Source organism: Scandinavium sp. UTDF21-P1B (genome assembly GCF_040750395.1).
GTDB lineage: Bacteria > Pseudomonadota > Gammaproteobacteria > Enterobacterales > Enterobacteriaceae > Scandinavium.
Genome location: NZ_JBFLVD010000039.1, coordinates 15,325 through 27,218 on the forward strand (window position 1 = coordinate 15,325; position 11,894 = coordinate 27,218).

At 57.4% G+C, this 11,894-nt stretch carries 10 protein-coding genes; 7 read left to right on the top strand and 3 right to left on the bottom strand.

Annotation, left to right across the window (positions count from 1 at the left end):
• Positions 1 to 3: 3 nt before the first annotated feature.
• The gene (locus AB1287_RS21905) at positions 4 to 1,347 is read right to left on the bottom strand and encodes a Na(+)-translocating NADH-quinone reductase subunit A (RefSeq protein WP_435619095.1); all 1,344 of its coding nucleotides are present in this window, start codon (positions 1,345 to 1,347) and stop codon (positions 4 to 6) included.
• A 388-nt stretch (positions 1,348 to 1,735) separates the two neighbouring features.
• Between AB1287_RS21905 and dpaA the strand changes: the two genes are divergently transcribed.
• On the top strand, positions 1,736 to 2,473 hold the full coding sequence (dpaA, locus tag AB1287_RS21910; RefSeq protein WP_312629292.1) for a peptidoglycan meso-diaminopimelic acid protein amidase: 738 nt from the start codon (positions 1,736 to 1,738) through the stop codon (positions 2,471 to 2,473).
• Here the strand turns inward: dpaA and AB1287_RS21915 are convergent.
• Positions 2,444 to 3,211, bottom strand: a complete 768-nt coding sequence (locus tag AB1287_RS21915) for a class II glutamine amidotransferase (RefSeq protein WP_312629293.1) — start codon at positions 3,209 to 3,211, stop codon at positions 2,444 to 2,446. The genes dpaA and AB1287_RS21915 overlap by 30 nt on opposite strands.
• A 107-nt stretch (positions 3,212 to 3,318) precedes the next feature.
• On the bottom strand, positions 3,319 to 3,900 hold the full coding sequence (gene lpcA / locus AB1287_RS21920; RefSeq protein ID WP_312629295.1) for a D-sedoheptulose 7-phosphate isomerase: 582 nt from the start codon (positions 3,898 to 3,900) through the stop codon (positions 3,319 to 3,321).
• Between the two features lie 237 nt (positions 3,901 to 4,137).
• Between lpcA and fadE the strand changes: the two genes are divergently transcribed.
• The 6 genes from fadE to AB1287_RS21950 all read left to right on the top strand — a co-directional run bounded on the left by fadE (position 4,138) and on the right by AB1287_RS21950 (position 11,832).
• On the top strand, positions 4,138 to 6,582 hold the full coding sequence (fadE, locus tag AB1287_RS21925; protein WP_435619096.1) for an acyl-CoA dehydrogenase FadE: 2,445 nt from the start codon (positions 4,138 to 4,140) through the stop codon (positions 6,580 to 6,582).
• Between the two features lie 172 nt (positions 6,583 to 6,754).
• The gene (locus tag AB1287_RS21930; protein ID WP_435619097.1) at positions 6,755 to 7,525 is read left to right on the top strand and encodes an amidohydrolase; all 771 of its coding nucleotides are present in this window, start codon (positions 6,755 to 6,757) and stop codon (positions 7,523 to 7,525) included.
• 181 nt (positions 7,526 to 7,706) lie between these two features.
• Complete coding sequence (locus tag AB1287_RS21935) at positions 7,707 to 8,972, top strand: ABC transporter substrate-binding protein (RefSeq protein ID WP_435619098.1); 1,266 nt, start codon at positions 7,707 to 7,709, stop codon at positions 8,970 to 8,972.
• A complete protein-coding gene (locus tag AB1287_RS21940) occupies positions 8,973 to 9,893 on the top strand; it encodes a carbohydrate ABC transporter permease (RefSeq protein WP_312629300.1) in 921 nt (306 codons plus the stop codon). It abuts the gene before it with no gap.
• Positions 9,890 to 10,735, top strand: a complete 846-nt coding sequence (locus tag AB1287_RS21945) for a carbohydrate ABC transporter permease (RefSeq protein ID WP_312629301.1) — start codon at positions 9,890 to 9,892, stop codon at positions 10,733 to 10,735. The genes AB1287_RS21940 and AB1287_RS21945 overlap by 4 nt, the downstream gene beginning before the upstream one ends.
• A gap of 2 nt (positions 10,736 to 10,737) precedes the next feature.
• A complete protein-coding gene (locus tag AB1287_RS21950) occupies positions 10,738 to 11,832 on the top strand; it encodes an ABC transporter ATP-binding protein (RefSeq protein WP_312629302.1) in 1,095 nt (364 codons plus the stop codon).
• Positions 11,833 to 11,894 lie beyond the last annotated feature (62 nt).

Genomic DNA, 11,894 nt, shown 5'->3' on the forward strand with positions numbered 1-11,894 from the left:
CATTTATCCTTCCTGCTCAATGCGGGTTAAGACCTCACGCAGCGCCGGGCCGTATTCATATTTTGCCGGGCAAACATAGGTGCAAAGCGCCAGATCTTCTTCGTCAAGTTCGAGACAGCCCAGCGCCTGCGCGCTGTCGGTATCGCCAGCCAGCAAATCGCGGAGCAGGTGCGTCGGTAAAATATCCAGCGGCATCACGCGCTCGTAGTTGCCAATGGGCACCATCGCCCGTTCGCCGCCGTGAGTGTCCGTGGAGAAGCTGAACAGCTTGCGCTTGAGAAAATGGCCGAGCGTGGTACGGGTAACAGAGAATTTGTCTTTGCCGGGCATCACCCAGCCAAACAGCTCTTTCTCACGCCCTTCTTTCACTACGCTCACCTGCAGGTGGTAGCGGCCGAGGAACGCATATGGCCCCAGCGCACGCGTCCCGCTCAGCACCGATCCGGAAATAACCCTGTTTTCACCCTCAGCAAGTTCACCTGCCGTCAGCTGTTCAAGGCTTGCGCCAAGCTGAGTTTTCACCAGGCGCGGCGTTTTCACCTGCGGCCCGGCAAGAGAGATAACGCGCTCCGTCCACAGCTCGCCCTCCACGAACAGCTTGCCGATGGCGATAACATCCTGATAATTCAGATGCCAGACCTGCTTCGTCAGGCTGACCGGTTCGAGAAAATGGATGTGCGTGCCCGGAAGGCCTGCCGGATGCGGCCCGGTGAAGGTATTGAAGGTGACCTGGCCGACGGGATGCCCGCCCAGTATGCCGCCGCTTGCCTGGCAGACGTGCACTTTGCCGTCCGTCAGGCGCGTCAACGCCGTTAAGCCCGCATTAAAGGCTTCGCGATGCTGAAAGATGATGGGCAGCGGATCGGCGGCCAGCGGGTTGGTATCGATAGCGGTGACAAAAATCGCCGCTGGCACGCTTGCCGGTACCGGAATTTTGCTGAAAGGCCGCGTGCGCAGGCTGGTCCATAAACCTGACGCCAGCAGTTGCTGCTGCACCACTTCGCGATCCAGCCGAACGAGTTCCGCGGCCTCCGTGCGTGGAAACGCAATCGCGTCTTCACCGTCGATATCAATGACCACGGCCTGCAGCACGCGGCGTTCGCCACGGTGAATGGCGCTGACCACACCGCTTGCCGGAGCGGTAAAACATACGCCGGGCGTCTTTTTATCTTCAAAAAGCACTTGCCCTTTACGCACACGGTCGCCTTCCTGCACCGCCATTAAAGGGCGCATGCCGATAAACTCTTCTCCCAGAACGGCAACGCGTGTGATCTTTACGCTTTCGGCAGTCTCCTGCGAAGGCACGCCTGCGATAGGCAGATTCAACCCTTTTGTAATTTTAATCATGTCGTTACTGTCACTAAAACCCAGCGTAGAAAGAAGAAATAAGAAAGGAAAAGCCAGGGCCAGAGGGCGCTGCTGGCGGCAGTGCGATGAGAGTAAAGCATCCTTTCTTAACCTGATCGTAAGACCGAAGAAGTTTACAGGATGAGTCGCTCGAAAGCAGCATTTACGCGGTTTGCAGGCCAGTATTTGCGAGCAAATACGCAAAGTTCTGACAGATTTGAGCAGAAAAACGGTTTATAACGTAAAACTTATTTGTAAACCGCGCAGTCCGGACTTGCGAAAAACTTTGGTGATGCTAATGTGAGCGCACCAATTCAGGACAATTCTGATTCCGGGTTTATTTTGGCCTCCCGGCCTCTCTTCACCGTTTTATCAAGGAACATGTAGTATGCGCAAAATCGCATTGTTACTTGCGATGCTGTTGATCCCGTGCATGTCATTTGCCGGTTTGCTGAGCAGCTCCAGCTCGACCACGCCAGTCAGCAAAGAATACAAGCAGCAGCTGATGGGCTCACCGGTTTATATCCAGATCTTCAAAGAAGAACGCACCCTTGATCTTTACGTGAAGATGGGCGAAACGTACCAGCTGCTCGACAGCTACAAAATCTGCAACTATTCCGGCGGGCTGGGGCCAAAACAGCGTCAGGGCGATTTCAAATCTCCGGAAGGCTTTTATAACGTCTCCCGCAGTCAGCTCAAACCCGACAGCCGCTTCTATAAAGCCATCAACATCGGCTTTCCAAATGCCTACGATCAGGCACACGGCTATGAAGGGAAATACCTGATGATCCACGGTGCCTGCGTGTCGATTGGCTGCTACGCCATGACCGATACCGGTATTGATGAGATTTTCCAGTTCGTGACCGGCGCGCTGGTGTTTGGTCAGTCAAGCGTGCAGGTGAGCATTTACCCGTTCCGCATGACCGACGCCAACATGGAACGCCACAAATATTCATACTATAAAGACTTCTGGTCACAGCTGAAGCCGGGATATGACTACTTCCAGCAGACGCATAAGCCGCCAACGGTTTCCGTCGTCAACGGACGCTATGTTGTCAGCAAGCCGCTGAGCCACGAGGTGCGCTCGCAGCTCGTGTCAAACTACACGCTCCCCCAGGCAAAATAACGCCCACTCGCCTGGCATAATCTTGTGCCAGGTTTCATTGCCGGTTAACGGCTGTGTGGCAATCACGGTGACCACATCGTTCGGTGTGGTTTCCCGCTGAAAATCAATTTCCACATCCTGATCCAGCAGCGTTGCCACCCCAAACGGCGCACGACGCGTGATCCAGTACAGATTGGTCGAGCAAAACGCCATTACGTAGCGCCCATCCGACAACAGCATATTGAACACGCCCTTTTCGCGCAGCTCACCCGCAAGCGTCGCAATATATTTGAATACCGCGTTCATGTTGCCCGGCGTACGTGGGTAGCGTGTAGTGAGTTTGTGCAGCAGCCAGCAGAAGGCCTTTTCGCTGTCGGTTTCGCCTACCGGGCGGAACTGACCGGTTTCCAGCGATTTATACCCCGTCAGCTGCCCGTTGTGGGCGTAGGTCCAGTTGCGGCCCCAAAGCTCGCGGGTAAAGGGATGGGTATTCTCCAGCGCCACTTCGCCGCGGTTCGCCTGGCGAATATGGGCAATGACGGAGCAGGATTTGATCGGATAGTCCTGCACCAACCGGGCAATCGGCGACTGAAAGCTCGGTTGCGGATCCTTAAACGTGCGGCAGCCTTTACCCTCATAGAAGGTAATTCCCCAGCCATCTTTATGCGGCCCGGTGCCGCCACCGCGCTGTACCAGCCCGGTAAAGCTGAAGCAGATATCGGTTGGCACATTGGCGCTCATCCCGAGCAGTTCGCACATAAATCACCTCTTAGCGCTTTCAGGCAGCGCCGGGTGGCGCGTTGCTTACCCGGCCTGTGGGCTGAGTTGCTGGCCGGGCAAACGCAGTGCCGCCCGGCACAACATCATCAGGCCTTAACCATCTCTTTTTCGATCAGCATAATCAGGATATGGATAACCTTAATATGGATTTCCTGAATGCGATCGGCGTAGCCAAAGTGCGGCACGCGAATTTCAACGTCCGCGGAACCCGCCATTTTCCCGCCGTCTTTACCTGTCAGGGTGATCACCTTCATGCCCTGCGCGCGCGCCGCTTCAATCGCTTTAATAACGTTGCCGGAATTACCGGAGGTGGAGATACCAAACAGCACGTCGCCGGTACGGCCAACGGATTCCACGTAACGGGAGAAGACGTATTCGTAACCGAAGTCGTTGCTCACGCAAGAGAGATGGCTGACGTCGGAAATCGCGATCGCCGGGTAGCCAGGACGGTTTTCGCGGTAGCGTCCAGTCAGCTCTTCGGCAAAGTGCATGGCATCGCAATGTGAGCCGCCGTTGCCGCAGGAAAGGACTTTCCCGCCAGCCTTAAAGCTGTCCGCCAGCAGTACTGCGGCGCGCTGGATAGCGTGAATGTTCGCTTCATCGGCGAGGAAATTAGCCAGCGTTTCTGCGGCTTCGTTCAGTTCATTACGAATCAGATCCTGGTACATGAGGAGTGTCCTTCCGCTTTGATTATTAACCTCAGCAGTGTAACGGATAGCGGCTGACGCGAGAAGCACTCCCCTGCGTAATCCACCCCGCTTTTGATTTTCCGTGCCCCCGAATACGGCAACAGTGTGAGCTGGGTTGTAATTATTTTGTAAACACATTGATAAAAGAAATAACATCCACTACAACCATATCATCACAAGTGGTCAGACCTCCTACAAGCAAGGGAGCATTTCTTTATGATGATTTTGAGTATTGTTGCAACCATCGTGTTACTCGGGGTGCTGTTCTATCATCGGGTTAACCTGCTGCTGAGCAGCCTTGTTCTGCTGGTCTGGACCGGTGCGCTGGGCGCTGTCGGGCTATGGAATATCTGGCTGCTGGTGCCGCTGGCCATTATCCTGCTGCCGTTCAACCTGACGCCAATGCGTAAATCGATGATTTCCGCGCCGGTGTTCCGCACCTTCAGCAAAGTTATGCCGCCGATGTCCCGCACCGAAAAAGAAGCAATTGAAGCGGGCACCACCTGGTGGGAAGGCGATCTGTTCCAGGGCAATCCGGACTGGAAAAAGCTGCACAACTATCCTCAGCCGCACCTGACGCCGGAAGAGCAGGCCTTTATCGACGGGCCGGTAGAAGAAGCGTGCCGCATGGCAAACGACTTTGAAATCACCCACGAAATGGCCGATCTGCCGCCGGAACTGTGGGCGTATCTGAAAGAACATCGCTTCTTCGCGATGATCATCAAGAAAGAGTACGGCGGCCTGGAATTCTCCGCTTACGCACAGTCCCGCGTGCTGCAAAAACTCTCCGGCGTCTCCGGGATCCTGGCGATCACCGTCGGTGTACCGAACTCCTTAGGCCCGGGCGAGCTGCTGCAGCATTACGGCACCGACGAGCAGAAAAATCATTATCTGCCGCGTCTGGCACGCGGTCAGGAAATTCCATGCTTCGCGCTGACCAGCCCTGAAGCGGGTTCCGATGCGGGCGCTATTCCGGATACCGGCGTGGTTTGCATGGGTGAATGGCAGGGCGAACAGGTTCTGGGCATGCGCCTGACCTGGAACAAGCGCTACATCACGCTGGCCCCTATCGCCACCGTGCTGGGCCTGGCATTCAAACTTTCTGACCCGGACAAACTGCTCGGCGGTGAAGAGGATTTAGGCATCACCTGTGCGCTGATCCCAACCGGCACGCCGGGCGTGGAAATTGGCCGTCGTCACTTCCCGCTGAACGTACCGTTCCAGAACGGTCCAACCCGCGGTCAGGATATCTTCGTGCCGATCGACTTCATCATCGGCGGGCCAAAAATGGCCGGTCAGGGCTGGCGCATGCTGGTGGAATGCCTCTCTGTGGGCCGCGGCATTACCCTGCCGTCTAACTCTACGGGCGGCGTGAAATCCGTGGCGATGGCGACGGGTGCATATGCCCACATTCGCCGTCAGTTCAAAATCTCCATCGGCAAGATGGAAGGGATTGAAGAGCCGCTCGCGCGTATCGCCGGCAACGCCTACGTGATGGATGCTGCTGCATCCCTGATTACCTACGGCATTATGCTCGGCGAAAAACCGGCGGTGCTGTCGGCAATCGTGAAATACCACTGTACCCACCGCGGCCAGCAGTCAATCATTGATGCGATGGACATCACCGGCGGGAAAGGCATTATGCTCGGCGAAGGCAACTTCCTCGCCCGTGCTTATCAGGGCGCACCAATTGCCATCACTGTGGAAGGTGCCAACATCCTGACCCGCAGCATGATGATCTTCGGCCAGGGCGCCATCCGCTGCCATCCGTACGTGCTCGAAGAGATGGCCGCCGCGCAGAATAAAGACCTGGACGCGTTCGACCAGCTGCTGTTTAAGCATATCGGTCACGTGGGCAGCAACAAAGTGCGCAGCTTCTGGCTCGGCCTGACTCGCGGCCTGACCAGCAGCACGCCAACCCACGATGCCACTCGTCGTTACTATCAACACCTGAACCGCCTGAGCGCGAACCTGGCGCTGCTGTCAGACGTGTCGATGGCGGTACTTGGCGGCAGCCTGAAGCGTCGCGAGCGCATCTCAGCCCGCCTGGGCGACGTGCTGAGCCAGCTCTATCTGGCCTCTGCCGTGCTGAAACGCTATGACGATGAAGGCCGGAACGAAGCGGATCTACCGCTGGTTCACTGGGGTGTTCAGGATGCCCTGCATCAGGCAGAACAGGCCATTGATGACCTGCTGCGCAACTTCCCGAACGGGTTCGTGGCAGGCGTGATGCGCTTTGTCATCTTCCCGACGGGCCGCCACTACGCCGCACCTTCTGACAAACTGGATCACGCCGTGGCGAAAATCCTGCAGGTACCAAGCGCCACCCGTTCGCGCATCGGTCGCGGTCAGTACCTGACGCCGAGCGAGCACAACCCGGTGGGTCTGCTGGAATCAGCACTGATTGACGTGATGGCTGCCGATCCTATCCACCAGCGGATCTGCAAAGAGATTGGCAAAAACCTGCCGTTCACCCGCCTTGATGAGCTGGCCCGCAACGCGCTGGCGAAAGGGCTGATTGATCAGGAAGAAGCTGCCGTTCTGACGAAAGCCGAAGAGAGCCGCCTGCGCAGCATCAACGTGGACGACTTCGAACCTGACGCACTGGCCACCAAACCGGTAAAGCTCCCGGAAAAAGTGCGCAAGATTGAAGCCGCATAACAAAGCATAACAACAGGGCCGGACAACGATTCGGCCCATGAAAATCACATCACGTGTTCATACTCAAAGCGGAGAAATTCTCCGCTTTTTTTATTGAAATGTTACGCACTCTCGCCCTGCCCTGATAAGGTAGAAGCCTGAATCGTGAGCCTGACATCGGGAGTTTTAGACCGTGCCTAACCTGAAAGTAACCGTCCTGCAACAGCCCCTGGTGTGGATGGATGGCCCCGCCAACCTGCGCCACTTCGATCGTCAGCTGGAAGCCGTCAGCGGGCGGGACGTGATTGTCCTGCCGGAGATGTTCACCACCGGTTTTGCCATGGAGGCCGCCGTTCAGTCGCTACCTGAGGCGGACGTCATTGCCTGGATGCAGGATAAAGCTCAGCGGGCCGATGCACTGATTGCCGGAAGCGCTGCCCTGCAAACCGAACGCGGCCCGGTTAACCGTTTTTTACTGGTTGAGCCCAACGGCACCATTCATCACTACGACAAACGTCATCTGTTCCGCATGGCCGATGAGCATCATCACTATCAGGCTGGCGACGAGCGCGTGGTGTTTGAGTGGCGCGGCTGGCGGATTTTGCCGCTGGTGTGCTACGACCTGCGCTTCCCCGTATGGTCACGTAACCACAACGATTACGATCTGATCCTGTACGTCGCCAACTGGCCCGCGCCGCGTTCTCTGCACTGGCAGGCGCTCCTCACCGCACGCGCCATTGAAAACCAGGCGTACGTGGTTGGCTGCAACCGCGTCGGCACCGACGGCAACGGGCATCACTATCGCGGCGACAGCCGGGTGATTAATCCCCAGGGCGAGATCGTCGCCACAGCCGAGCCGCATCAGGCCACGCTGATTCACGCCGAGCTGTCGCTAACTGCGCTGAAGGAATACCGCGAAAAATTCCCGGCCTGGCAGGATGCCGACACCTTCACCCTCGACTGACTTCCCTCTTAGCGCTTCTTTCTGCGAAGCGCTGAAAAAAAATCCTGTTCGTGCGGTAGATCCGGATTTAGCACAAAGATTAGGCAGCTAACTTGCTGCCTGGCCTCGTTGTTAACTAGCTTTTGAGATGGCGTTTTCTATATACGCCACCTCTGGTTACGTCTGAACAGTCGAGGACATAATGAAAAAACTGACGTTAAGTATGATGACCTTAGCGCTGGCAGGTGTCGCAAACGCGGCGCTGGCCGACACCCTGCGTATGGAATGCCCTATCTCTCCCGGCGGTAAGGAATACTGCAGCTACGTCAAAGACCGTTTTGAAAAGCAAACCCACAACAAGCTGGAGTTTATTGAATTCCCGGCGGCCTCCGACGAGAAGCTCGCCCTGCTCCAGCAGCTGTTCGCCGCTAAAGATGAAAAAGCGGTGGATCTGTTCCAGTCAGACACCATCTGGGTCGGGCTGCTCGATAAGCAAACTCTGGATCTGACCGACGCAGTCAGCGACATGAAGGGCGATTTCTTCCCGGGCCCGTGGGCCAATGACACCGTAAACGGCAAGGTCAAAGCTATCCCCGCCTATCTGGACACTGGCGTGCTCTATTACCGCAAAGACCTGCTGGAAAAATACAACGAGCAGCCGCCAAAAACCTGGGATGAGCTGACCCGCATTGCCACCAAAATTCAGGCCGAAGAGCGCAAGGCCGGGCACAACAACTTCTGGGGGATGATCTTCCAGGGCAAATCCTACGAAGGCCTGACCTGTAACGCGCTGGAGTGGATTGATTCCTACGGTGGCGGCACCTTTATCGACGAAAAAGGGAACGTGACCGTTAACAATCCAAAGGCCGCGGCGGCGCTGGACATGGTCGCAGGCTGGATTGGCAAAATCACGCCAAAAGGCGCACTCGGCTATAAAGAAGAAGAGTCACGGGCCGTATTCCAGAACGGTGACGCGCTCTTTATGCGCAACTGGCCATACGCCTACCTGTTATCACAAGGGGCGGATAGCCCGCTGAAAGGCAAAGTGGGCGTAGCCCCTCTGCCTGCCGGGCCGGACGGCAAATCCGCCAACGCGCTGGGCGGCTGGCAGTGGTCAATCAACGCCAACACCAAAAACAAAGACGCGGCTATTGCGCTGCTGAAAATCCTCACCGATGCCGACTCGCAGAAAATGCAGCTGAAGTATCTCGGTTTTGCCCCGACGCGTTCAGCGCTGTATGAAGACAAAGCCGTGATGGAAAGCGCGCCGCACCTGACGATGTTCAAAGAGATCTTCGCCAATGCGGTCCCGCGCCCGGCAACTGCGACCAGGAGTCAGTACCCGCGCGTCTCCAACGCCATCTTCAACGTCACCTTTAAGGTGCTGAACGGCGGCAGCGACGGCAAAACTGCGGTGGCGGATCTGCAAAAGCGCCTGGAGCGCGTGAAAGGCAAGGACTGGCATTAATTGGCGCACTCAGGCTATCAGCAGCGGCGCCGCCGTATCGCATGGATACTGGTGGCGCCCGCCCTTTTATTACTGGCGCTGGCGGCAGGATGGCCGCTGGCTCGCACCTTCTTTTTCAGCTTCACCAACGCGATGCTCGACAACCCGGGCGAGTATCAGATGGTGGGGCTGGCTAACTATTACCTCAACCATGACGGCGACATCAGCGGCGTGCTGGCTGATCCGCTTTGGTGGCAGGCTGTAGGCAACACGCTGTGGTTCACGGTGGTTTCCGTCTGTCTGGAAGTGCTGCTCGGCATGCTGCTCGCGCTGCTGATGAACGAGAAGTTTCGCGGCCAGGGGCTGGTGCGCACCGCCATCCTGGTGCCGTGGGCTATTCCGACCATCGTCAGCGCCAAAATGTGGGGCTGGATGTTCCACGATCAGTACGGCGTAGTGAACGATCTGCTGGCGAAGATCTTCGGCTATCAGGCGCATCTGGCGTGGATTGCGGAACCGTCGCTGTCGATGTGGGCCGTGGTGATCGCCGACGTCTGGAAAACCACGCCGTTTATGGCGCTGATGCTCCTGGCGGCTCTACAGCTGATCCCGGGCGATCTCTACGAAGCCGCACGCGTGGACGGCGCAAGCGCCTGGCAGCGCTTTAAGCGCATCACGCTGCCGCTGATCCTGCCTGCCATGGTCGTGGCGGTCATTTTCCGGGTGATGGACGCCATGCGCATTTTCGATCTGATTTTCGTCCTGACCTCCAACAGCGAAGCCACCATGTCCGTTTCCGGCTACGCCCGCGAGCAGATCATCTCCTATCAGGATATGGGCGCGGGCTCCGCGGCGTCGGTGCTGGTCTTTATGATGGTGGCGGGCATTGCCGCCTGTTTTATCCGCGTCTCAAAGCTTAACGACAAGGAGAAGCGGCCATGAAAACCACGCGCACCCAGCGACGCTTTGGCAAAAACCTCACGATTTACGCAGGCGCGACGCTTGCCGTGCTGTTCTGCGTTTTCCCGTTTTACTACGCAATCCTGACCTCGCTGCGCACCGGACAGGAGCTGTTTTTACCGGCCTATCTGCCGAGCGGCTGGCACTGGCACAACTATGTGGTCGCGCTGGTGGATAACGGTATCGCCCGCAGCCTGCTGAACTCGGTGCTGGTAGCGACCATCACCGTTGGCATCTGCCTGCTGGTCTCCGTCACCGCCTCGTTTGCGCTGGCCCGCGTGCCATTTCGCGGCAGGCGCTTTCTGCTGTTCACCATTTTGTGCGTATCGATGTTCCCGCAGGTGGCGGTGCTGACCGGCATGTTCGAACTGGTGCGCTTTCTGGGGCTGTATGACTCACTTGGCGCGCTCGTTCTCTCCTACACCACGTTTTCGCTGCCGTTTACCGTCTGGGTATTGACCACCTTTATGAAGTCGATCCCGGTCGAACTCGAAGAAGCGGCCATTGTCGATGGCGCAGGCACCTGGACCATTATCCGCCGCGTCTTTGCGCCGATCCTCGCCCCGGCGCTGGTCACCACGGGCCTGCTGGCGTTTATCGGCGCGTGGAACGAATTTATGTTCGCGCTGACGTTCATCATCTCCGGAGACAAACGCACGGTGCCGGTAGCCATCAGCATGTTCAGCGGTGCCTCCACCTTCGAGCTGCCATGGGGCAGCATTATGGCGGCATCGGTGGTGGTGACGCTGCCGATCATCATCCTGGTGCTGATCTTTCAGAAACGTATCGTCAGCGGGCTCACCAGCGGAGCAATTAAGGGGTAACGATGGGGCAACTGGTACTCGACAAGATCAGCAAGCGTTACGGCTCCTCTTCGGAGGTGATCAAGCCGCTGGATTTGACCGTCAGCGATGGCGAATTCGTGGTTGTGGTCGGCCCTTCGGGCTGCGGCAAATCGACGCTGCTGCGGATGGTGGCGGGGCTTGAAGAGATAAGCGAAGGCGAAATGCGCATCGACGGCGTTTGCGTGAACGATGACTCCCCCTCCGAGCGCGGCATCGGGATGGTGTTTCAATCTTACGCGCTCTACCCGCACATGACGGTTTACCAGAACATGGCGTTTGCTCTTGAAATGGCAAAGCGCCCGGCCAAGGAGATCGATGAAAAAGTCAGGAACAGTGCGCGCATTTTGCAACTTGAAAACCTGCTCGACAGGCGGCCGAAAGATCTTTCCGGCGGCCAGCGTCAGCGCGTGGCGATTGGCCGGGCGATAGTGCGCGAACCCAGCCTGTTTCTGTTCGACGAGCCGCTCTCAAACCTTGATGCTTCACTGCGCGTACAGATGCGCATGGAGATCGCCGCGCTGCACAAGCGTATTAACGCCACCATTCTGTACGTCACCCATGATCAGGTGGAGGCGATGACGCTTGCTGACCGGATTGTGGTGCTGAATCAGGGCCATATAGAGCAGGTCGGCTCTCCGCTTGAGCTCTACGATCGCCCCGCCAACCTGTTCGTTGCGCAGTTTATTGGCTCACCGAAGATGAACCTGATTGCTGGCACGCTCACCGCAACGAGCGAAAGCGAAACGGGGGTGGATCTGGAGAACCGCCAGCGCATGGTGCTGCCAATAGATACGCTGAGGGGAAAAGTTGGCGATCGCGTATGGCTTGGCATCCGCCCGGAGCACGTTCAGCTGATTGACCTGCCCGTGGCGGATGTGGAGGGCGAAGTGCTGTTTGTCGAGCAGATGGGCAACGAAACGCTGCTCTACGTCAACGGAGGCTATGGCAGCGAACCTCTGGTGACGCGCCTGACGTCGCGGCTGGAAATCGCGCCCGATCAGCGCCTCGGCCTGCGCCTGCCGCCGGAGCGCTGCTATTTGTTCGATGATGCGGGACTGGCATTTCAAAGGCTTTAGTGGTGGATGTCTCTACGCTTATCCCCCCTGCAAGGGTTTTGTAGGTCGGGTAAGCGCAGCGC

Bases quoted from the DNA above. Each gene is read 5' to 3' on its own strand.
- AB1287_RS21905 (WP_435619095.1), bottom strand. From the start codon at position 1,347: ATGATTAAAATTACAAAAGGGTTGAATCTGCCTATCGCAGGCGTGCCT.
- dpaA (WP_312629292.1), top strand. From the start codon at position 1,736: ATGCGCAAAATCGCATTGTTACTTGCGATGCTGTTGATCCCGTGCATG.
- AB1287_RS21915 (WP_312629293.1), bottom strand. From the start codon at position 3,211: ATGTGCGAACTGCTCGGGATGAGCGCCAATGTGCCAACCGATATCTGC.
- lpcA (WP_312629295.1), bottom strand. From the start codon at position 3,900: ATGTACCAGGATCTGATTCGTAATGAACTGAACGAAGCCGCAGAAACG.
- fadE (WP_435619096.1), top strand. From the start codon at position 4,138: ATGATGATTTTGAGTATTGTTGCAACCATCGTGTTACTCGGGGTGCTG.
- AB1287_RS21935 (WP_435619098.1), top strand. From the start codon at position 7,707: ATGAAAAAACTGACGTTAAGTATGATGACCTTAGCGCTGGCAGGTGTC.
- AB1287_RS21945 (WP_312629301.1), top strand. From the start codon at position 9,890: ATGAAAACCACGCGCACCCAGCGACGCTTTGGCAAAAACCTCACGATT.
- AB1287_RS21950 (WP_312629302.1), top strand. From the start codon at position 10,738: ATGGGGCAACTGGTACTCGACAAGATCAGCAAGCGTTACGGCTCCTCT.